Here is a 21,526-nt window from a genome sequence, read left to right as displayed (position 1 = left end):
GTATTGGGCTGAATACCTAAGATATCGGCAGCAGAACGTGCGGTTACTTCCAATACAAAATATTCAAGCAGTTTTCTTTGCAGACTCTTCTTTAACTTACAGTGGGTTATCTTCATTTTGGCAGCCTGTCATGACTGCTAATCTACGTCAGCCCCTATTTTAAAGCAGGCGATGGTGAATCCGCTTTATGCCCGCTACAGGGCGGCAGGCCTCAGGCAGTACAAACCGTATGGCACCGATTCTGCCACCGCTTCAGCCGGCAAAGCGTTCTCTTTGGGCTGGGGCGCAGCAACGCCGTAACAAAAATGAAAGGGCTTACGCCAAGCTGATTCTGCCGAGACTTCAGGCCGTCTGAAAATATTTTGCTTTCCGACCCGATAAAACAAGGGGCATTCCTTTATTGAAAGAGATGCCCCTTGTTTTATGCGCTGAAACTATTTCCGTTCCACCTGCGCCACATCGCGCACAGCGCCGGTGTCGGCGGAAGTGGTCATCGCGGCATAGGCGCGCAGGGCGGCAGAAACGCAGCGGTCGCGGTTTTGGGGTTGCCATGCTTTCGCGCCGCGCGTTTCCATTTCGGTGCGGCGGCCGGCCAGTTCTTCATCGGATACGGCCAGGCGGATGCTGCGGTTGGGGATGTCGATTTCGATGGTGTCGCCCTCTTTCACCAAGCCGATGGCACCGCCTTCGGCCGCTTCGGGGGAAACATGGCCGATACTCAGGCCGGAGGTGCCGCCTGAAAAACGGCCGTCTGTCAGCAGGGCGCAGGCTTTGCCCAAGCCTTTCGATTTCAGGTAGCTTGTGGGATAGAGCATTTCCTGCATACCGGGGCCGCCTTTGGGGCCTTCGTAGCGGATAACCACGATGTCGCCGGCTGCGATTTGGTTGTTTAGAATGCCGGCCACGGCAGCGTCTTGGCTTTCAAACACGCGGGCGCGGCCGGTGAATTTTAAGATGCTGTCGTCCACGCCGGCGGTTTTTACCACGCAGCCGCGCTCGGCGATGTTGCCGAACAGCACGGCCAAGCCGCCGTCTTGCGAATAGGCGTGCTCTTTGCTGCGGATACAGCCGTTTTCGCGGTCTAAATCCAGGCTCGGCCACTGGCGGTTTTGCGAAAATGCCTCGGTGGTACGCACGCCGCCGGGTGCAGCTTTGTAACGCGCGTGCGCCGCTTCGTTGGCGGGATTCATCACGTCCCACTGCGCCAGCGCGTGTTTCAGCGTGGGCGCGTGCACGGTGGAAACTTCGGTGTTCAGACGGCCTGCGCGGTTAAGTTCGGCCAAAATGCCCATCACGCCGCCGGCGCGGTGCACGTCTTCCATATGGTATTTCTGGGTGGCGGGGGCAACTTTGCACAAACACGGCACTTGTCGGCTGATGCGGTCGATATCGGCCATTTTAAAATCCACTCCGGCTTCGTTGGCGGCGGCCAGCAAGTGCAGCACGGTGTTGGTGGAGCCGCCCATTGCCACATCGAGGCTCATGGCGTTTTCAAAGGCGGCTTTGGTGGCGATGCTGCGCGGCAGCACGCTCGCATCGTCTTGTTCGTAATAGCGTTGGGTAATTTCCACAATCAGACGGCCTGCTTCGAGAAACAGTGCTTTGCGGCCGGCATGGGTAGCCAGCAGCGAGCCGTTGCCGGGCAGCGACAGCCCCAACGCTTCGGTGAGGCAGTTCATCGAGTTGGCGGTAAACATGCCCGAACACGATCCGCAGGTGGGGCAGGCGGAGCGTTCTACCGCGGCAACGGCGGCATCGCTTACGTTATCATCGGCGGCATCGACCATCGCATCGACCAAATCGAGCTTGCGCCCGTCAACGATATCGGCCACGCCGATCACTTTGCCCGCTTCCATCGGCCCGCCCGAAACAAACACGGTGGGGATGTTCAGGCGCATAGCGGCCATCAGCATGCCGGGGGTGATTTTGTCGCAGTTGGAAATGCACACCAGCGCATCGGCACAGTGGGCATTCACCATATATTCCACGCTGTCGGCAATCAAATCGCGGCTGGGCAGACTATAGAGCATACCGCCATGCCCCATAGCAATCCCATCGTCCACCGCAATGGTGTTGAATTCTTTGGCCAAGCCGCCCGCTTTTTCGATTTCGCGGGCCACCATCTGACCCATATTGTGCAAATGCACATGGCCGGGCACGAATTGGGTGAACGAGTTGGCGATGGCGATAATCGGCTTGCCGAAATCTTCATCGGCCACACCGGTGGCGCGCCACAATGCGCGGGCGCCGGCCATATTGCGGCCGTGGGTGGAGGTTTTGGAGCGGTAGGCTGGCATGGTGGTTGTCCTTTTTTGAATCGGTTGCAGGCCGTCTGAAAGATTGCAGCAGCTTGAATATCGGTTTTGCGGTTGTAAACACGTTGCAGAAACCGTTTTCAGACGGCCTTAAATAAAATACGTTTGATCATGGTTTTAAGGCTTACAGGCGCACTTCGATGCCGGCGGCGCGCATGGCCAGTTTGGCTTCGTGTATGCCCACTTCGCCAAAGTGGAAAATACTGGCCGCCAACACCGCATCGGCTTTACCCTCTTTCACGCCTTCTATGAGATGCCGCACATTGCCCACGCCGCCGGAAGCAATCACGGGAATATCCACTGCTTCGCTCACTGCGCGGGTGAGCGGCAGATTGAAGCCGGCCTTGGTGCCGTCCCTGTCCATACTGGTGAGCAGGATTTCGCCTGCGCCGCGCGCCTGCATGTTTTGCGCCCACTGCACCGCATCGATGCCGGTGGGTTTGCGGCCGCCGTGGGTGAATACCTCCCAACGGGTGTTTTCAGGATTGACGGCTTTGGCATCTATCGCCACCACAATCGCCTGCGATCCGAAAAAACCGGCCGCCTCGTTCACCAGCTCTGGGTGGGTAACGGCGGCGGTGTTGATGCCGGCTTTATCGGCACCGGCATTGAGCAGACGGCGCACATCGGCCACACTGCGCACGCCGCCGCCTACAGTCAGCGGGATAAACACCTGCGAGGCCACTTCTTCGATAACGTGCAAAATGGTGTCGCGGTTGTCGCTGCTGGCGGTAATGTCGAGAAAGGTTAATTCGTCTGCACCTTCATCGTTATAGCGTTTGGCCACATCAACGGGGTTGCCTGCATCGCGCAGGCCGACAAAATTCACGCCTTTGACCACGCGGCCGTTATCGACGTCCAAACAGGGGATGATGCGTTTTGCTAATGCCATGTTGTGTTTCCCGAAACAGGCCGTCTGAAAAAAACGGCACGGGTGTTTTCAGACGGCCTTGGTTGGTATGAAGCCCCGCAGCCGGGTTGTGCGTTTCCGGCAAAATATTTGAAAGCGGGCTGTGGTTGCGGGCGTTTGACAGATGTTTAACGGCCGCCGAGCAAATCGTGATACACCCAATGTTTTTTCGCCATCACCTCGCCGGTAAACGATGCCAGTGCTTTCTGCCGGCCTGCTGCGGCAAACCCCTCCACACGCGAGGGCGGCACCATAATATCTATCACCGGGTAGATTTCGGCAAGCGGTTGGAAAGGCAGGATTTTCACCATTTCGGCCAGGCCTGTATCGCGTATTTTCTGCTGCACGCTGCTGATTTGGCTTTCTGCCGAAAAGCCGACAAAAACAACCTCGATTTTTTCTTTCACTTCAAAATCATCTTGCCGGGCAGTTGGGGCGTGTTTTGCTCAAACGGTTTTTCAGGCCATAAAGCCCGACACCCAATGGGGCAGGTGCTCGAAAAGCTGGTAATAGCCGATTGCGCCCACGGCGGCCAGCACCATCGTGCTCATAAAGCTGCCGGCAACACGGTTGACGACGGCGAACAGCAAGGCGGCATAAGCCCATAAAATACCCATCACCGCACACCATTGCGCATCAATCTGCGGCATGGCGAAATTCATGCCCATGCTGATCAAAACGCTGATAATGGTGAATGCCAGCCCTTCGCTGACGGCGTGAATGTCGCGGCTTGAAGACCACAGCGTCCAAAAGCCCAAAACAAATGCTTGAAACATGGTTTTGCCCCTTTTTTTAAAATAAAAAACAACTTAACTGATTGAAATATTTTTACGTTTCCCGCCTGGTCGGGATGGCCGTTTCAGACGGCCTTTGCTTGTTGAAGCTGATAAAGTTTATTAGCCTGCCAACGAATCGGCCAGTTTCTGCGCTTCGGCAAAATCAATGCTGCCCTCGTAAATCGCCCGGCCGGTGATTGCGCCGGCCACGCCGCTTTTTTCTACGGCACACAGGGCGCGGATATCGTTCAAATCGGTCAGCCCGCCCGATGCAATCACGGGAATGCGCACAGCCTCGGCCAATTTGACGGTGGCTTCGATGTTTACGCCGCTCATCATGCCGTCGCGGCCTATGTCGGTGTAGATAATGCTGTTTACCCCATCGTCTTCAAAGCGTTTGCCCAAATCGGCCACATGATGCGGGGTAACGGTTGCCCAGCCGTTGATTGCGGCCATACCGTCTTTTGCGTCCAGCCCCACAATGATGCGGCCTGCAAATTCTCTGCAGGCTTGGCGCACAAATTCGGGATTATTCACGGCCGCAGTGCCGATAATCACATCGGACAGCCCCAAATCGAGATATTTCTCGATGGTGTGCAAATCACGGATGCCGCCTCCAAGCTGCACGGGAATCTCTTTGGCCACCTGCTGCAAAATGCTGCCGACAGCTTCGAGATTTTGCGGTTTGCCGGCAAACGCACCGTCCAAATCCACCAAATGCAGACGGCGCGCACCTTGTTTGAACCAATGCAGCGCGGTTTCGGCGGGGTTGTCGGAAAACACGGTGGCCTGGTCCATCAGCCCCTGCTTCAGGCGCACACAGCGGCCTTCTTTCAAATCGATTGCGGGAATCAGCAGCATTTTATTTCCTCGTGTTTTCAGGCTTTTCAGACGGCCTTAAGGCCGTCTGAAAAGCCTGTATTCTACACAATTTCAAACGTTCCAGCGGAGAAAGTTGCGCAGCAGCAGCAGTCCGCCTTCGTGGCTTTTTTCGGTGTGGAACTGGGTGGCAAACACATTATCCCTGCCCGCAACGCAGGCAAATTCATCGGGATATTCGCTGGTGCCGAGCACAATATCTTTATCGGCCGGCACAAAATAATAGCTGTGCACAAAATAAAACCGTGTGTTTGGGGCAACATCTGCAAACAGCGGGTGCGCCCGTGTTTGGCGCACAGTGTTCCAGCCCATATGCGGCACTTTGAGTTTGCTGCCGTTATCGCCGCAGCGGCCGGCGGCAAAGCGCTTCACCTTGCCCGCAAACCAGCCCAAACCGGCGGTGTTGCCTTCTTCGCTGTGGTCGAACAATAACTGCGCGCCCACGCAGATGCCGAAAAAAGGCTTGTTTTTCAGGCCGTCTGAAACCGCCTCGCCCAAGCCGCTGCGTTGCAGCGCTGCCATGCAGTCGGGCATGGCACCCTGCCCGGGAAAGACCACTTTGTCGGCCGCAAACACTTCTTCGGGATGGCCGGTGAGTACGATTTGCGCGTTCACCCCTGCCAGTTTTTGCGCAGCCTGCACCGATTTCAGCACTGAATGCAGATTGCCCATGCCGTAATCGATGATGGCAACTTTCATGTTTGATCCTTTCCGGTTCGGCAGTTTGATGGTTAATTCGATTTTCAATACACAAGGCAGCCGTCTAAGATAATACAGACACAGCAAGCCCGCTTGATTTCCGTTACCGCACGGCTGCACTGCGGTTCAAAGAGAACAGTTTTGCCGGCTGCCCAAGCGGCAACAGAATCGGCTGCTTACTGTCTGCCCTGCCCGTTGTCCGATACCGAAAACAAAGCGGGTTGGCTTCAACAGCACACTTCAAAACAGCGGCAGCAAATGATAGCAGAAACAAAACAGAGGCCGAAGCCCCTGTTTTGTTTGCCGCTTTAAACTTCCCGCTTTCCATCATACTTATTCCCGAATCGGGCTGCAGGCCGTGCCGATACCTGTAGGAATTTGCACATTCCCGGTTTTCAGTTTCAGACGGCCTGCGGCAGTGGCAGCCTTTTTCGTTTATATTGGCAACTGATACCGATTTCGGCCACTACCCGAATCTTGCGCAGGGCAAACCGAAACCGCCGCCCTTCGGCAATCTCTGCCGCGGCCGCCAATGATTTCGGGGCGGAACGGCTTGCGCAGCCGTTTTCCGTAACCGGCGCACGCTCTTCGGCGCGGTGGCCGGTGTTGTGAAAACCGGCGGGAACGGCAACAATAAACGCCTGTTTTCTGCCGAAATGAAACATCGGTTATTAGTAAAACTGATTTTTTCAGACGGCCTTGCGGCTTTGCAGTATGCCTTATCGGCGTCAAGCGTTTTTTTGAACCGCTTGTTTGGCTGCAGAAACTTTATACGCCAGCCACAGTGCCGCGCCCGCGCCCAGAATGTCGGCCAACCCATCGGCAATACTGCCCTCGCGCGTACGGGTAAATAAAGCCTGTGCCGTTTCGCTGCCCGCTGCGGCCAGCACGGCCGACACAAACAGCAAACGGTAAGGTATGGCAAGGCGGTCGTGCATAAAGGCTTTGGCCAGCAGCCAAAACTGGGCGAAAAACAGCGCAAAATGCGCCACTTTGTCAAAATGGGCAAACGGCGGCACATCGCTGCCGCCCTCTCTGAACAGCAGTAAATACACCGCGGCGGCAAACCACATCACGGCCAGCGGCACAAAACGGTTATTGGGCATCTGCATCAAAGTGCCTCTTCTTCCAACCAGATTCGACAAGTTTGCGCCAAACGCTCGAATCTGCCGCCGCGTGCCTGCAGAATACCGCACCATAATGCCACCTCATCACGCGAAGGCGCTTCGTCCAAGCTGCACTCATAAAGCAAAAAATCCAGCGTTTCAGCCACCACGGCGGCAGATTCGGTGCGGATTAAATCTAAAACTTCATTCATAACCAATAATTTAATAATTCAATATTTAAAGACAACAATAAAGCAAAAGTTTGGCCGTTTAAATCCAGTTTGACACCGCCTTGCCGTGTGCGACTTGCTGTTTTTTCCCAAACTGGATTTAAACGGCCAAACTTTAGCAAAATCCGAAGCGAAACAACAGGCAAAAAACAGAAAAATGCGCTTATTGTCAGAATAACCGAAATAAAGGCCGTCTGAAAAACAGAAATTTCAGACGGCCTCTACATTAAACCATCAACCTGCATCCAACGGTTTCCCATCATCTTTCCTGCCTTTGAGCGAGGGCAGCCGCAACGGTCGGCATGGCCGGAATCGATTTCGGTAGCGATATCGGCTTCGCGGCCTTGGTAAATCAGCGTAGCGAAGTCGGAATTAATCAACACGGCTTTGCCCATGCCGACAAATTCCACCCAGCCGGTATCGAGTACATTGAGCGCATCATCGGCCGTGAATAAATTGCCCACGCCGATCAGCGGGCATGCGCCGCCTATGCGCTCGTGAATCAAATCCAAGCGGCTGCGGCAGCTGTCGGCACCACGGCGGGCCTTTTTGTGGAAATCCCACAAAGATACATGCAGATATTGCAACGCACGGGCTTTCAGCGTATCAGCCAGCGCAAACGTATCGGTCATGGTGATGCCGTTTTCCTGCGGCTCTTCTGGCGAGAGACGGTAGCCGATAATAAAATCATCGCGCCGGCGGGCGGTTTTGGCAGCGATAACGGCATCAACCACAGCCGGCGGAAAACGCAAACGGTTTTCCATGCCGCCCAACTCGTCTTCACGGCGGTTAAAATGGCCGGATACGAATTACTGCAGCAAATACCGCAGCAGGGGGTGGTAGGAGATTGGTCATAACAATACTTTCTTATCGGAATTGAGGCGGCGATATAAAGTCGGGAAAGAAAATTTCAAAGCCGTTTTACATAGGGAAGTTGCAAAAAACACCTGAAAATTTTTCAAACGGCATTATTCAGACGGCCTACAGACAGCACCATTCGCAATGAAACATAAAACAACAAAACCGAACCGCCAAGTTAATAGACAAAAAAAATGCACACATTCGCAAGAATGTGTGCCAAGTCTACAAAGGAGAAATAGAGGAGAAACTATCAACTGACTACTGAAATCAGTCAACGGGCGGATTATGCCGAAGCGTTGCAGCCGAGTCAATCATTCTGCTTATTTTATTTTACAATCCGAGTATTTTATTTTTGCTATACATTTATAAATTAAATACACTATAGCAGGTTCGCTTAATTCTACTGCAGAATTGCTTTATTTCAATATTGCTTTATTTCAATTCAAAGGGCACGGGTTTCTGCCGGCTGTTGAAGCAGCGGGCAATACAAACAAGACAGCGGCACGCCAATGCTGCCATTATTTGAAGGCAGATGAATGATATATCCTGCGTATTTGAAAACCCTGCCGGTTTTAACATCCAATATACATATAAACTTTTCCGAAACCTTTTTCGGCCTGCCCTGTTCGCAAACGAACAGCGGGGCGGTATCGCAGGCAAAAAAAATGCGCATATCCGGTTAAGGTATGCGCCAAGTCTACAAAGGAGAAATAGAGGAGAAAACATCAAGCTGCATTGCAACCTGATTGGTGTATTATCATTTTTTACGCAGCGGCCGTCAAATATTTTTTCGGGTTGTGTTCGTTTAATGTTGCAAAGGCAACACAAAAACAAGTTTTCCATCTAAGAAATGTTCGGTTTGTTTCCGATGTGATGGCAATCCGACTTTCAGACGGCCTTCTCCCCGTTTTCAACCACACCCAATGCCTGCCAAACTTTCAGCGCATCTGAGGTAGCTTTCACATCATGTACCCGCAGAATTTGTGCGCCGCGCGCCGCCGCCGCCAATGCCGCCGCCACGCTGCCGTGTATGCGCGCCGCAGCATCTGTTTCGCCCGTCAGCTCGCCGATTATACGCTTACGCGACACCCCCACCAACAAAGGCAGCCCGGTTTGCGCCATCAGGCTGCGCAGATGCCGCATCAACGCAGTATTGTGTTGCAGGTTTTTGCCGAACCCAAAGCCCGGATCGAGAACAATGCGCCTGCGCGCGATGCCGGCTGCGGCGCAAACTGCCGCCCGCCCGTTAAGATAGCATGCCACCTCGGAAACAACATCTTGATATTGAGGATTGTTTTGCATGGTGGCCGGCAACCCCTGCATATGCATCAGGCAAATGCCCGTGGCAGGCTGCTGCGCCATCAACGCCACCGCGCCGGTATCATTCAGGGCGGACACATCATTGATGATGTCCACCCCGCCCTGCTCCAGCGCCCGCCGCATCACAGCGGTGCGGCGGGTATCCAAACTCACGGGTACATTCCACAAGGCCAATTCTTTCAACACCGGTGCCACCCGTGCCCATTCGGTTTCAGGCGGCACCGCATCGGCTCCCGGGCGGGTGGACTCGCCGCCGATGTCGAGCATATCCGCACCCTCGCGCAAAAGCCGCTCGGCGTGGCGCAAAGCCGTGCCGGTATCTTGAGAATAGCTGCCGCCGTCTGAAAAAGAATCTGGCGTGAGATTCACAATGCCCATAATTTTCGGCTGCGACAAATCAATATTGAAGCGGCCGCACTGCCAAAAGATGCCCATTTTTCAATCACCTGAAAACCATTTCACCATACCAAGCAGCCGGGTTCCGCGCCCTCAAACCCAAAACCGTGCCCAACCGTTTGGAACTATCGTTGGCAATACCGTTCACCGAACGGCAGCCTCTGTGCTGCAATCCGAATGCCCCCCAAGCCGCAAGCTCCTGCCAACGGCGCAAAGCCCCATCGTTCACAGTCTGCGCAGCTGCTGCAACCCTAAGTGCCCCCCATTATTTCGACAACACCCAAAATTCGATTAACACATTTTTGAAAAGAAAGCCGAACACACCCAGCCCCAACACCAAAAACAGCACAAACATACCGAATTTTCCCGCTTTCGATTCCTTACCCAGATTCCAAACGATAAATCCCAAAAAAACCACCAGCCCGCCCAGGCAGATTTTCAACGCCCAATCAGCAAACACCGCTTCATCCATATTTTCACCTTTTCTGTTTTTCAGACAGTCTCTTACATTTTCGGAACAGAAAGATACACAGCCCACACCACCGCGCCGCAACGGGTATCCGGCCGTCTGAAAATAAAAAATCAAAACCTTCGGCAGAACTCCTATCCGAAGCGGCGGCATGGCTCTGAAACTAAAACACAAAGTCTCTCCCACCTAAGATTGTTGTGGTCAGCCGCCTTAAACCACCCCATCCCCGAAAGCCTGTTTTATGCCAGTGTCTGCGCTAAATCGTCAATCAAATCCTGCACATTTTCCAAGCCTACCGACAGGCGCAGCAGGCCGGGCCGTATGCCGGCTTCGAGCTTGGCTTCTGCGCTCATTCTGCCGTGGGTGGTGGTCCACGGGTGGGTGATGGTGGAGCGTACATCGCCCAGGTTGGCGGTTTTGGAAAACACGTTCACCGAATCGATAATCTTCCAAGCGGCTTCTTGCCCGCCTTCCACTTCAAAAGCCGCCACAATGCCGCCGCTGCTTTGCTGTTTGCGCACCAATTGCGCCTGCGGGTGGTCGGCAAAACCTGCATAGTGCACCGCTTTCACCTGCGGCTGAGCGCGCAGCCAGGCCGCTACCTGCGCTGCGTTGACGGCCTGTTTTTCCATGCGCACAAACAGGGTTTCTACGCCGCTGAGCAACACCCATGCGTTAAACGGTGAAAGCGCAAGCCCTGCCGAATTGGTATACAGCGCGATTTCTTTAATCAGCGCGCTGCGCCCCGCGATGATGCCGCCCAGCACCCTGCCCTGACCGTCTATGCCCTTGGTGGCCGACTGCACCGACAAATCGGCACCGAAGCGCAGCGGCTGTTGGATAGCGGGCGTGCAGAAGCTGTTGTCCACCACCAGCAGCGCGCCCGCTTCACGGGCAATCGCGGCCAGGGCTTCGAGATCGGCCACCTCGTTGAGGGGGTTGGACGGTGTTTCGAGAAACAGCATTTTGGTGTTCGGTTTCACCGCCGCGCGCCATTGGGCGGTGTCGGTTTGCGGCACCAGCGTAACTTCGATGCCGAATTTCGACACGATGCCGCCAATAAAACCCGCCGTAGTGCCAAACAGGCTGCGGGAGGCAATCAGATGGTCGCCCGCTTTCAGAAAGGTGAGCAACGCTGCCTGAACTGCGGCCATGCCCGTGGCGGTGGCGATGCCGCTCTCGCCAGCCTCCAAAGCGGCCACACGCTGCTGAAATGCCGACACGGTAGGGTTGGCGGTGCGCGAATAGGTGTAGCCTTCCACTTCTTTGGCAAACAGTGCCGCGCCGTGTGCCGCGCTGTCGAATGTGAAACTGCTGGTTAAAAACAAAGCCTGGTTGTGTTCGTTATATTCGGTTTGGCTTTTTGCACCGCGTATGGCCAACGTTTCGGGGTGTAGTGGGTTGCTCATGGTTCTCTTTCATTGCTTAACAGTGCCGCCGCCGTGCAGACGCAAAAAATGCGGCAAAAGCCGCGCAGCGGCAGAAAACGGCAAATATTTTGCGCCTATTTAGGCCGGCTTTCAAGCTCGGCCGGTTTCACGGTGCGCCATAAGGCCGGCTTCGGAATCAGCAGCGGGAGGCGCCAAACATGGCTGATGAACAAACGGGGAGTTTTATGCATGTTTGTTCAGATTGGAAATATACCGAGTAAAACCGTCTTTTATCCAAGGCATACCCGCAGATGAAGCGCAATATATACTGGATTTGCATACCCTGCCCAAACTCGGGGATACTGCCGCGCTTTCTGCGGAAGATTGTTTGAATGCAGCACTGCAAGCATTGCAAACGAAATTCGGCTAATGGTTATTTTTAACCCCCTTTAAAAGACTTTCAGACGGCCTTCCGTCAAAATCCCTGTATCCATCAAGCGATACAGGGATTTTTCATGCAATAAGGCCTATGAAATCCGCCATAGCGGAGCTGCTTTATTGTCAACGCCGGGCCCGGTGCAGGCGGTGAAAAAACGGTGCGGTTGCCGCCCGCGGCCTGCTGCGCCGCTTTCTTTAAACCCAAACGCAGCCATGCCGTAACGGCGGGAAGCGGATTCACTCTATTAACGCCGCCGCAGCAGGCGCATTACCGATACACGGTCGCAAGCCGCAGCCGGCACCGATAACCGTCAAACATATCGCCGGCGAAACAAAGGATGCGCCATTTGGTTTTTCAGACGGCCGCAAAGCCTTTTCGGGCGCAATCCCGCCGAAACAGCTGCCCGGCCGCTTGGCCATTGCTTCGGCCGATATGCCTGTTGCGGCGGTTAGAAAACATTTGATTACAACGCCGCACTAGGCCGTCTGAAAACCACCGCCGCATCCTGCCGTTTTTTATGGCGGTTTTATCCCGTTTAAATAAACATCTGTTTTTATGCGCCTTTTTTTAGAAATTATTTCCATAACAAAATCATGGGCATACTTTACAAACATCAAGAGAATAAAATAACCCGTTGAAAAAAATGAAATAATCTTTACGCTGTATTTCCACCTTAACAAAACAACCCGAAAGGAGCTGAACATATGAAAAAAATCTATACCGCCGCTTTTCTTGCCCTGATGCTCGCTGCCTGCGGAAGCGGCGGCAGCGGGTCGGGTGGCCGAAACATCTCATGCCAACTTAAACAATAATACTACTGCGGGCACCCAAACCACCGAAAACAATAGCGCAGAAGAGACAGCAGGCAACGATACCGCAGCGGTTGCGCCTGAAAGCACCTATAAAGGCGGCCTGTTCGGCCCAATACCGAAGAAACCGCCGGTGTGGTCGGATTCAGCAACAACCCGAGTCTGGATACCGCATTCGGCGGCAAACGCTATCGAAGTGAAGCGCGGCATCGCCATCCCGCTGCAGGCCGATAAAATCCATTGCATCAAAGCCTCGGTGGGCTTCGGCGCGCTGGTAGGGCGGCCAAGCTCCAACACGTTCCCCTCGAGCAGTGCAAAGCCGAAATCGCCGCCACCGTGCAGAGCTTCTGATTGTGGGTTTTAAATAACAGGCCGTCTGAAACCTATTGTTCAGACGGCCTTTAAAAAGCAGGAATACCATAAAAATAACTTCATACCTTATATTGCCTTTTGTTTTGCCGGCCAGCCCGTGTATCAGTGTTCAAACCTACATCCCGCCCCAATACCGCAAATATCAAGACAGCGACCTGCAAACCTCTGCTCAGCTCCATCCGGTGCGGCTTGAAACCGAATTTTTCCGCAACGGCAAACCGCTGCCGGCGGGCTCTGCCGAATTATTCAAAATCACGAAATGCCGTTTTGCAACACACCAAAATCGCCGTGGTGCAGGATCAGGCAGGAAACACGCTGAAAATCTCCCGCAATAATATTGCCGGCATCGGCCAAGCAGTCGGGCGGAGGCTGAAACCGGGTTTACGCCGGGCCTCTCGGGCAGCACCGTGCAGAACCACTACCCATTCACCTGCAGCTGTCCGGATAAAAACCAAGTGCTGCTTTCTGAAACCTACCCCCATACCATTGTTTCCAATATCGGCAACAAAGCTCCGCCTCCGGGTCTGACCCATCGGAGCAGTTTCGCTGCCGCATTCCACACCGTGGTGTACGACATCGTGACCAACTGCTTGGGCGATATTCAGAAAAACGGTTATTTGGTTGAAAAATAATGCCGTTCCAACAAACCTGATTGTCAGGCCGTCTGAAACACCCTCTGCTTTCAGACGGCCTGACAATCATGAAAACACCGTGTTGATACGCCGCTGCTGCTGCCCACACATTAAACGATAGGCCGCATTCAGGCCGGCACTATTTGTCCGCCGAAGCCTCTCTAACCCATTATCGAATCAATCTGCAACCCGCTCATCGGGCAGCCTGCCCGCCCAATCGCAGGCAAACTGCCGGGCGGTGCGGCCGGAGCGGCTGCCGCGCATGCGCGACCAATCGAGCGCGGCGCGGCGGGCAGTTTCGTTGAACGGCAGCCCGAAATCGGCCAGCCAATTTTCCACGGCTTGCAGATAGTCGTTTTGGTCGAACGGGTAAAAGCTCAGCCACAGGCCGAAGCGGTCGGAAAGCGACACTTTTTCTTCCACCGCTTCTTTGGGCTGCACTTCGCCCCGGCCGCCTGCCGCAACGGCGTTTTCGTCCATATATTCCGGCATCAGGTGGCGGCGGTTGGAAGTGGCATACACCAGCACGTTGGCGCAGTGTTGCGACAGGCCGCCTTCAAGCGCGGTTTTGAGGGGTTTATAGCCCGCATCGCCGCTCTCAAACGATAAATCATCGCAAAACACAATAAATTTTTCGGGGCGTTTTGCCAGCACGGCCAACAACGCAGGCAGCGTAACCAAATCGCTTTTATCCACCTCGATCAGGCGCAGGCCGTCTGAAGCGTATTCGTGCAGCAGCGACTTCACCAGCGATGATTTGCCCGTGCCGCGCGCGCCCGTCATCAACACATGGTTGGCAGGGCGGCCGGCCAGAAACTGCCGGGTGTTGCGCACCAGCCGCTGCATTTGCGCATCCACCGCTGCCAGGCGCGCCAACGCAAACGTGTGCGGATCGGGCAGGATCTCGAGTATGCCCCGCCGGCCTATGCTCTGCCAGCGGTAAGCCTTGGCACGCCAATCGGGTTCGGCAGTTTCCGGCGGCAGCAGAAGATCAAGGCGGCGCAGCACCGAAGCGGCGAGTTTGAAAAATTTTGCAGGTTTCATCACTTTGCTTTCAGACGGCCGCAGAGCCGCGAGCCCACGGCTTTGCTGTCCGGTTTAAATATTCGGCCTATCCGGGCCCGAAGCGTTGTCCATCAAACCGGTTTCGGGGCGTAAGGCTGCGCCCCGGCGGTTCCATGCGTTGGTTCAGGCGATGCAAACACGATGCTGCACACCCCCTGCCCGCCCGATACGCCCGATGCGCGGCAGTAAAGATCATCGTACATGAAGCAAACCTGCTTGGCAAAAGGCCGTCTGAAAAATTGAAAGTGTTCAGACGGCCTTTTGTTATAATCGCTTCCTTTTGCACGCCCGCCCGCAACGATGACCGCCCCCAAAGCCCTCGCCCTGCTCGGCCCCACCGCCGGCGGCAAAACCGGCCTCGCCCTGCAGATTGCCCTCTGCCTGCCCGTGGAAATCATCAGCCTCGATTCTGCGCTGGTTTACCGGGGCATGGACATCGGCACCGCCAAACCCACCGCCGCCGAACGCGCCGCCGCCCCCCACCATTTAATCGACATCATTTCACCGCTCGAAGCCTACAGCGCCGCCGATTTTGTGCGCGACTGCGTGCGGCTGGTAAACGATATCCGCGCGCGCGGCAGGCTGCCGCTGATTGTGGGCGGCACCATGATGTATTTCCACGCCCTTACCAACGGCCTCAGCGCCCTGCCCGAAGCCGACCCCGCCGTGCGCACCGCCCTACAGGCCGAAAAAGCCAAACACGGGCCGGCACACCTTTACCGCCGCCTGCAACAGGCCGACCCCGAAACCGCAGGCCGTCTGAAACCTGCCGACAGCCAGCGCATCGAGCGCGCGCTCGAAGTGTTCATCATCACCGGCAAGCCCCTGAGCCGCCATTTCTCCGGCCGGCAGAAACCCGCCCTGCCGCTCGATTTGCACACCGTGGCGCTGATTCCCGAAAACCGCGCCCTGCTGCATGCGCAAATCGGCAAACGTTTTGCCGCCATGCTGGAGCAGGGCTTTTTAAACGAAGTGCAGCGGCTGCAAAGCGAGTATCCCGCGCTCAGTGCCGATATGCCCGCCATGCGCTGCGTGGGCTACCGCCAGGCGTGGGATTATCTGGCCGGCACGTGCAGCTATCGCGATTTCGTTGAAAAAGGCACCGCCGCCACCCGCCAGCTTGCCAAACGCCAACTCACCTGGCTGCGCAAAACCCCGATAAACACGGTTATCGACCCCTACGGCAACAGCGGCAATATGGTTCAGACGGCACTGGCCGCAGCCCGCCGGCATTTCGGCCGCGCAACATGAATGACCGGCAATCTTTTCTGCAACGGTTGCAATTTTGCCGAAACGACCCGAAATTTAATGCCGAAACACCCTCACCCACACCAACCGAGATGAAAAAAAACAACATTAAAACCACACTTTACGCCCTATTGGGCAAACACGCCGACAACCCCGACTTTGCAGCCGTGCTCAGTGCCTTAACCGATTTTCTGCGCAAAGGCGGTGCCAAACACGTCCCGGCACGCTTTGATGCGCTGATTGAAGTGTTCGGCGAAAACGAAACCCTGTGCAGCCGGTTTGCCAACCGCTTTTACGCCTGGCTTGCGCAAGTGCGCATTTATCCCGCGCTGGTGGGTTTGGGTATTTTTTCGCGCAGCGGCTTTGCGCGCGAAATGGGAATGCGGCTTTACGAACGCTTCAGCCCCTCTTATAAAGACTTAGAGAACCTGCGCGATATTTTTCTTTATCTCTTCCACTCGAAAAACGATGGAAAATGGCTGGCCGCCGTGTCGGCCGGGCAATGGCTGAAACTTTACCGCCTGATGCGGCGCCATGCCGAAGCTGCCGCCGTTCAGACGGCCGCGCGCCAGCTCACCCAGGCGCGCCTGCATGCCCTGGAAATGCTTTCCGTGTGGGTGGCAGCCGAAGCACTCGACCAGGATTTAATCCGCATCGAGCCGCGCCTGCTCGACACCAACTCGGCCTTTATCGCCCTCCAGCGCGAAACCGCCAAACTGGCCGAACACTACCAAACCGAAACCGCCCCCTACGACACCGCCCATATCGAAGTGATGCTCGACCAATGCCGCAGCCAGATCGAACGCCTGCGCCGCCGCGGCACGGGCGCGGGCTCCGGCTCATCGGTGAAAGTTGCCCATCTCATCGAAAGGCTGGCGCAAACCATAGCGCGGCTCGAGCTTTTGCTGAATATCCAAACCGGCCGCCGCCGCGCCTACCACACCGCCGTGCTGCTCGAATCGATGACCACCGCCGCAGTCGGGCAGCGCAGCACCCACCAATTGTGGCACAGCAGCGTTAAAATGCTGGCCAAAAGCATCACCGAAAACAAAAGCAACCACGGCGGACACTACATCACCCGCAACCGCAGCGAATATTTCGCCATGCTGCGCTCGGCAGCCGGCGGCGGCGTGCTGATTGCCTTAATGGCGCTCAACAAAATCCATATCGGCAGCATGGGTTTTAACGAATTTGCCACCTCGCTGCTCAGCGGCCTGAACTACGGCCTCGGCTTCATGGCCATCCAACTCTTAGGGCTGACCGTTGCCACCAAACAGCCCGCCATGACCGCCGCCAGCTTTGCCGAACAGGTGGAACACAACGAGAAAGGCCGCGCCGTTGATGTGAAACTGGCCGCGCTGCTGATCGATGTGGTGCGCTCGCAAAGCGTGGCCGTGTTCGGCAATGTTGCCGTGGCCCTGCTGCTGGCCGCGCTGGTTTCGGCAGCGTTTGCCGCCAACACCGGCACACCGATTTTGGATGCCGGCAACGTTGCCTACCAACTCAAATCGGTGCGCCCGTTTACCGAGCCTACCTTGTGGTATGCCGCCATTGCCGGCGTGTGGCTGTTTTGCTCGGGTATCATCGCGGGTTTTTTCGACAACCGCGCCGATTATCTCGACCTGCGCCGCCGCCTCACCGTCAACCCGCTGCTCAGAAAAACGCTGCCGCTGCGTGCACGGCAGCGTTTCGGCGACTATATCCACCGCAACTACGGCTCGATGATGGGCAATTTCATGTTCGGTATGCTGCTGGGCATGACCGGCTATATCGGCCACCTGCTCGATCTGCCGCTCGATATCCGCCATGTGGCGTTTTCATCGGCCAATATCGGCTATGCCGCCGTGAGCGGCAACCTCGGTTTCGGTGCCTTTATGATTACCCTTGCCGGCGTGCTGCTGATCGGCCTGGTCAATCTGCTGGTGAGCTTCGCCCTCGCCCTCACCGTTGCCCTGCGCGCGCGCGGCACCCACATCGAAAGCATGCCTAAGCTCTTAAAAAGCACCTGGCTGCAAATCAAAGCCAACCCCCTGCACTTATTTTTCCCCGTACAAATCATTGCAGACACCGCCAAAGGCGGCAAAACCGAACACAAACAACCATAATAATGCCGCTGCAAGGCAGGCAGGCCGTCTGAAAAATGCTTTCAGACGGCCTGTTTGGGTTTTACGGCCAAACCGAATCCAAACAAGGTAAAACCCGATGATGCAGGCTGGACTGTTTCCGAACAAAACAGGGCAAACCCGGCAACGCCGGCGGGCAAGGCAAGCCGGCCGGTTCAACACAAACCTGTAAAACTCGAGAAAACCCGGTATCCCATATGTCAAACTGCAGCACTTGCGCGTAAAATTGCGCTTTCGGCAAAACGCCGCCCGTATGTTTTCAGACGGCCTCTCCCTCCAACCGCGCCATGACCGCCCCACCCGCTCCTTCCAAATACCTGCCCCTGTTGCTGGCCGTTGCCATCTTCATGCAGATGCTCGACACCACCATACTCAACACCGCGCTGCCGGCAATGGCTGCCGGGCTGAACGAATCGCCGCTTAATATGCAGTCGGCGGTGATTGCTTATGTGCTGACCCTGGCTCTGCTGATTCCTTTGAGCGGTTATCTGGCCGACCGTTTCGGCACACGCAATGTGTTTGTTGCCGCCCTGGGGCTGTTTATGGCCGGCTCGCTGCTGTGTGCCGCAGCACCCAACCTGCCCATGCTGGTGCTGGCGCGGGTGGTGCAGGGCTTGGGCGGTTCGATGCTGGCGCCGGTGCCGAGGCTGACGCTGATGCGGGCATACAGCAAAGCCCAATTGCTCAATGCCATCAACTATGCCGTGATGCCCGCCCTGATCGGCCCGATACTGGGGCCGCTGGTGGGCGGTTATTTGGTGGAATATGCAAGTTGGCATTGGATTTTTCTGATCAACCTGCCCATCGGCGCGTTGGGCATCTGGCTGTCTTTGAAGGTGATGCCCAACATCAAAGGCGAAAAAGGCCGCTTCGATACAGTGGGCTTTCTGCTGTTTGCCGCGGCGGCCTGCGCCCTGAGTTTGTCGGTGGAAATCATCACCCACCCCCGGGCATTGCCGTTTTCCGGCCTGCTGGCAGCGTTTGGGGCATCGGCGTTATGGCTTTACCGCATACACGCCACACACAGTAAAAACCCGATTTACGCCGACCACCTGTTTCAAGTGCGCACATTCCGCATCGGGCTGGGCGGAAATCTGGCCAGCCGCCTGGGCATCAGCTCGGCTCCGTTTCTATTGGCACTGATGTTTCAGGTTGCACTCGGTTTCAGTGCCGGCCTGTCGGGCTGGCTGCTCGCGCCGATGGCACTGGCCTCGCTATTGGCCAAACCGCTGATCAAACCATTGATGACGCGCTTGGGCTACCGCAGGGTGCTAATCGGCAACACCCGCATTCTCGGCCTGCTGATTGCCACCCTCGCGCTGCCGCCCGCCGATGCGGCTTGGTGGGTGTGGGTGCTGCTGTTGTCGGGCATAGGCCTGTGCAATTCGATACAGTTTTCCGCCATGAACACGCTCACAATTGCCGACTTGCGCCCCCATCAAACCGGCAGTGGCAACAGCCTGATGGCAGTCAACCAACAGCTTGCCATAGCTTTGGGCATCGCACTGGGCGCGCTGATGCTGCAATGGTTCAGCCGCAACATTCCCGCCGGCGGCAATCTGCACACCGCTTTCCGCTGCACCTTTGCCGCCACCGGTGCCGTTACCTTTGTTTCCGGCCTGATATTCGCCCGTTTGCACCGTTCAGACGGCCGAAATCTGGTTGGTGCCGAAAAAGGGTAAAATACCCCGCAACAACAAAACCGTGTTCAGGCCGTCTGAACACCCTTAAAACACATGAAACCGCATAATATCTTATTCACTTTCACCCTGCCCGCTGTGCTCACCGGCTGCATGAGCCTTCCTTCGTTGGAAAACCGCACCGTCAGCCAATATCTCGATGTGCCCGCCTCCCCCCGCCTGGCCGCCGCGCTCACACCCGCACAAGCAGGCCGGGCCGATTTGGCGCCCGACACTTCGGGCATCTATATGCTCAACGATGCACACGATGCTTTCGTTGCCCGCGCCACCCTGATAAACGCAGCCGAGCACACGCTCGATTTGCAATACTATATCTGGCACAAAGACGTTTCCGGCAAAATCCTGTTCAATATGCTGCACCGCGCAGCAGAGCGCGGCGTGCGTGTGCGGCTTTTGCTCGATGACAACAACACCAACGGGCTGGACAACATACTCGCCGCGCTCGACAGCCACCCCAATATCGAAATCCGCCTGTTCAACCCCTTTCTGGTGCGCAAATGGCGCGCGCTGGGCTATCTCACCGACTTTTCACGCCTCAACCGCCGCATGCACAACAAATCGCTCACCGCCGACAACCACGCCACCATCGTGGGCGGGCGCAACATCGGCGATGAATATTTCAACATCAGCGAAGACACCGCCTTTGCCGATGTGGACATTCTCGCCACCGGCCGCGTAGTAACCGAAGTTTCCGAAGATTTCGACCGCTACTGGGCAAGCGAATCGGCCTACCCTTTCGAGCGCATCGTGCGCCGCGCCAACATAGAGAAAGGCCGCTCAGAGCTTGAAATCAGCGATAACGACCGCAGCCAAACCCTCGCCCGCTACCGCCGCGATTTAGAACAGTCGCAACTGTTTGAAGCCATCAAAAACAACCGCATCCAATGGCGGCACGTCAAAACCAAACTCGTCAGCGACGACCCGGCCAAAGCACTCGACCGCACACGCGGCAAACCGCAAATCAGCGATAAAATCGATGAAGCCCTGGGCACGCCCGAAAAAGAAATCTATTTGGTGTCGCCCTATTTCGTGCCCACCCGATCCGGCACAGAAGCCATCGCCGACTTAAAAAAACAAGGCATCGGCATCACCGTGCTGACCAACTCCCTGCAGGCGACCGATGTAGCCGCCGTGCATTCCGGCTATGCCAAATACCGCAAGCCCCTGCTTAAAGCAGGTGTCGATTTATACGAGCTCAAAGCCGTCCACGCCGTTCCCAAAACCAAAGACCGTGGTTTGACGGGCAGCTCTTCCACCAGCCTGCACGCCAAAACCTTCATCGTTGACCGGCAGCGCGTATTTATCGGCTCGTTCAATCTCGACCCGCGCTCCGCAAGGCTCAACACCGAAATGGGGGTGGTTATCGAAAGCCTCCCGCTGGCGCAGGATATGCAGCGCAGGCTGGTCGAAAACACCCCCTCCTATGCCTACAAAGTTACCCTTGATCCACACGGCAAACTGCAATGGCAGGATCCCGAAGACCGCACCGTTTCCAAAAAAGAACCCGAAGCCGGCTTTTGGAAGCGCATCACCGTGAAAATACTCTCCATCCTGCCCATAGAAGGGCTGCTGTAAAACCGGCCGGGCTTTGCCCAAACGCCTTCATGCTGTCTGAAAGGTTCCACACCGTTATGCCCGCACAGGCAGGCTCAGATAAAAGCATCGAAATATCCATTAAACTGTTAAATATCGTGCAAAACTGAGCCAGGGAAACGGGGAGTTGTGCTCCAAAATTGAGCCACTCTCCGTTTGTTATAAACTGCTCCGCTTTATCACACAGCGGAGCCCAACCTGGATGTTATGCATG

21 protein-coding genes and 2 pseudogenes are annotated in these 21,526 nt (G+C 55.8%); 6 read left to right on the top strand and 17 right to left on the bottom strand.

All coding sequences use genetic code 11. From position 1 onward, the window contains the following. From IR141_RS09495 to metZ, 15 genes and pseudogenes are all read right to left on the bottom strand, one after another. Positions 1–116: pseudogene (locus IR141_RS09495) on the bottom strand (IS1595 family transposase); the annotation flags it as partial. Between the two features lie 318 nt (positions 117–434). Beyond that, positions 435–2,297 carry a dihydroxy-acid dehydratase gene (gene ilvD, locus IR141_RS09490; RefSeq protein ID WP_135036464.1) on the bottom strand — a complete coding sequence of 621 codons (1,863 nt, stop codon included), beginning with the start codon at positions 2,295–2,297 and terminating at the stop codon, positions 435–437. Positions 2,298–2,439: 142 nt separating this feature from the next. Continuing rightward, positions 2,440–3,207 (bottom strand): imidazole glycerol phosphate synthase subunit HisF, encoded by a 768-nt coding sequence (hisF, locus tag IR141_RS09485; protein ID WP_135036463.1) that lies wholly within the window; start codon positions 3,205–3,207, stop codon positions 2,440–2,442. A 146-nt stretch (positions 3,208–3,353) separates the two neighbouring features. Continuing rightward, positions 3,354–3,632, bottom strand: a complete 279-nt coding sequence (locus IR141_RS09480) for a hypothetical protein (protein ID WP_135036462.1) — start codon at positions 3,630–3,632, stop codon at positions 3,354–3,356. Positions 3,633–3,683: 51 nt separating this feature from the next. Then, on the bottom strand, positions 3,684–4,001 hold the full coding sequence (locus IR141_RS09475; protein ID WP_135036458.1) for a multidrug transporter MatE: 318 nt from the start codon (positions 3,999–4,001) through the stop codon (positions 3,684–3,686). A gap of 120 nt (positions 4,002–4,121) precedes the next feature. Further along, the gene (gene hisA, locus IR141_RS09470; RefSeq protein ID WP_135036455.1) at positions 4,122–4,862 is read right to left on the bottom strand and encodes a 1-(5-phosphoribosyl)-5-[(5-phosphoribosylamino)methylideneamino]imidazole-4-carboxamide isomerase; all 741 of its coding nucleotides are present in this window, start codon (positions 4,860–4,862) and stop codon (positions 4,122–4,124) included. Between the two features lie 72 nt (positions 4,863–4,934). Further along, complete coding sequence (hisH, locus tag IR141_RS09465) at positions 4,935–5,579, bottom strand: imidazole glycerol phosphate synthase subunit HisH (RefSeq protein WP_135036452.1); 645 nt, start codon at positions 5,577–5,579, stop codon at positions 4,935–4,937. A 401-nt stretch (positions 5,580–5,980) separates the two neighbouring features. Beyond that, positions 5,981–6,244: a hypothetical protein gene (locus IR141_RS09460; protein ID WP_135036450.1), complete on the bottom strand. Its 264-nt coding sequence runs from the start codon at positions 6,242–6,244 to the stop codon at positions 5,981–5,983. Between the two features lie 63 nt (positions 6,245–6,307). Then, positions 6,308–6,691 carry a VanZ family protein gene (locus tag IR141_RS09455; RefSeq protein WP_135036449.1) on the bottom strand — a complete coding sequence of 128 codons (384 nt, stop codon included), beginning with the start codon at positions 6,689–6,691 and terminating at the stop codon, positions 6,308–6,310. Beyond that, entirely contained in the window at positions 6,691–6,897 is a 207-nt protein-coding gene (locus IR141_RS09450) for a dioxygenase (protein ID WP_135036446.1), read from the bottom strand. The genes IR141_RS09455 and IR141_RS09450 overlap by 1 nt, the downstream gene beginning before the upstream one ends. 239 nt (positions 6,898–7,136) lie before the next feature. After that, positions 7,137–7,712: pseudogene (locus tag IR141_RS09445) on the bottom strand (hypothetical protein); the annotation flags it as partial. Positions 7,713–8,218: 506 nt separating this feature from the next. Beyond that, a complete protein-coding gene (locus IR141_RS09440; protein WP_135036442.1) occupies positions 8,219–8,449 on the bottom strand; it encodes a hypothetical protein in 231 nt (76 codons plus the stop codon). A 215-nt stretch (positions 8,450–8,664) separates the two neighbouring features. Further along, positions 8,665–9,531: a dihydropteroate synthase gene (gene folP, locus IR141_RS09435; RefSeq protein ID WP_135036439.1), complete on the bottom strand. Its 867-nt coding sequence runs from the start codon at positions 9,529–9,531 to the stop codon at positions 8,665–8,667. Between the two features lie 226 nt (positions 9,532–9,757). Then, the gene (locus IR141_RS09430; RefSeq protein WP_135036437.1) at positions 9,758–9,964 is read right to left on the bottom strand and encodes a DUF2788 domain-containing protein; all 207 of its coding nucleotides are present in this window, start codon (positions 9,962–9,964) and stop codon (positions 9,758–9,760) included. A 236-nt stretch (positions 9,965–10,200) separates the two neighbouring features. Continuing rightward, positions 10,201–11,370 (bottom strand): O-succinylhomoserine sulfhydrylase, encoded by a 1,170-nt coding sequence (gene metZ, locus IR141_RS09425; RefSeq protein ID WP_135036434.1) that lies wholly within the window; start codon positions 11,368–11,370, stop codon positions 10,201–10,203. A 1,177-nt stretch (positions 11,371–12,547) separates the two neighbouring features. Here metZ and IR141_RS09420 point away from each other — a divergent pair. Beyond that, positions 12,548–12,943, top strand: a complete 396-nt coding sequence (locus tag IR141_RS09420; protein WP_167743148.1) for a hypothetical protein — start codon at positions 12,548–12,550, stop codon at positions 12,941–12,943. Positions 12,944–13,358: 415 nt separating this feature from the next. Then, complete coding sequence (locus tag IR141_RS09415; protein WP_135036431.1) at positions 13,359–13,583, top strand: hypothetical protein; 225 nt, start codon at positions 13,359–13,361, stop codon at positions 13,581–13,583. A 177-nt stretch (positions 13,584–13,760) separates the two neighbouring features. Here the strand turns inward: IR141_RS09415 and IR141_RS09410 are convergent, their stop codons facing one another. Beyond that, positions 13,761–14,627 carry an ATP-binding protein gene (locus IR141_RS09410; RefSeq protein WP_135036429.1) on the bottom strand — a complete coding sequence of 289 codons (867 nt, stop codon included), beginning with the start codon at positions 14,625–14,627 and terminating at the stop codon, positions 13,761–13,763. Between the two features lie 92 nt (positions 14,628–14,719). After that, positions 14,720–14,962 (bottom strand): hypothetical protein, encoded by a 243-nt coding sequence (locus IR141_RS09405; protein WP_135036427.1) that lies wholly within the window; start codon positions 14,960–14,962, stop codon positions 14,720–14,722. On the opposite strand from IR141_RS09405, the gene miaA reads away from it, so the two are divergent. The 4 genes from miaA (at position 14,949) to IR141_RS09385 (ending at position 21,294) form a co-directional block, all read left to right on the top strand. Beyond that, positions 14,949–15,899, top strand: a complete 951-nt coding sequence (miaA, locus tag IR141_RS09400; protein ID WP_135036424.1) for a tRNA (adenosine(37)-N6)-dimethylallyltransferase MiaA — start codon at positions 14,949–14,951, stop codon at positions 15,897–15,899. The two genes, IR141_RS09405 and miaA, sit on opposite strands and share 14 nt — an antisense overlap. An 89-nt stretch (positions 15,900–15,988) precedes the next feature. Continuing rightward, a complete protein-coding gene (locus IR141_RS09395; protein ID WP_135036422.1) occupies positions 15,989–18,001 on the top strand; it encodes a site-specific recombinase in 2,013 nt (670 codons plus the stop codon). Positions 18,002–18,306: 305 nt separating this feature from the next. After that, the gene (locus IR141_RS09390) at positions 18,307–19,701 is read left to right on the top strand and encodes an MFS transporter (protein ID WP_135036419.1); all 1,395 of its coding nucleotides are present in this window, start codon (positions 18,307–18,309) and stop codon (positions 19,699–19,701) included. Between the two features lie 54 nt (positions 19,702–19,755). Beyond that, positions 19,756–21,294 carry a phospholipase D family protein gene (locus IR141_RS09385; protein ID WP_135036415.1) on the top strand — a complete coding sequence of 513 codons (1,539 nt, stop codon included), beginning with the start codon at positions 19,756–19,758 and terminating at the stop codon, positions 21,292–21,294. The last annotated feature ends 232 nt before the right edge of the window (positions 21,295–21,526 follow it).

The sequence above is a fragment of the Neisseria sp. 19428wB4_WF04 genome, assembly GCF_015235335.1.
In the GTDB taxonomy this organism is placed as follows: Bacteria; Pseudomonadota; Gammaproteobacteria; order Burkholderiales; family Neisseriaceae; genus Neisseria; species Neisseria musculi.
The sequence above is the reverse complement of the archived record's forward strand: the minus strand, read 5'-3'. Positions and strand labels throughout refer to the sequence as shown.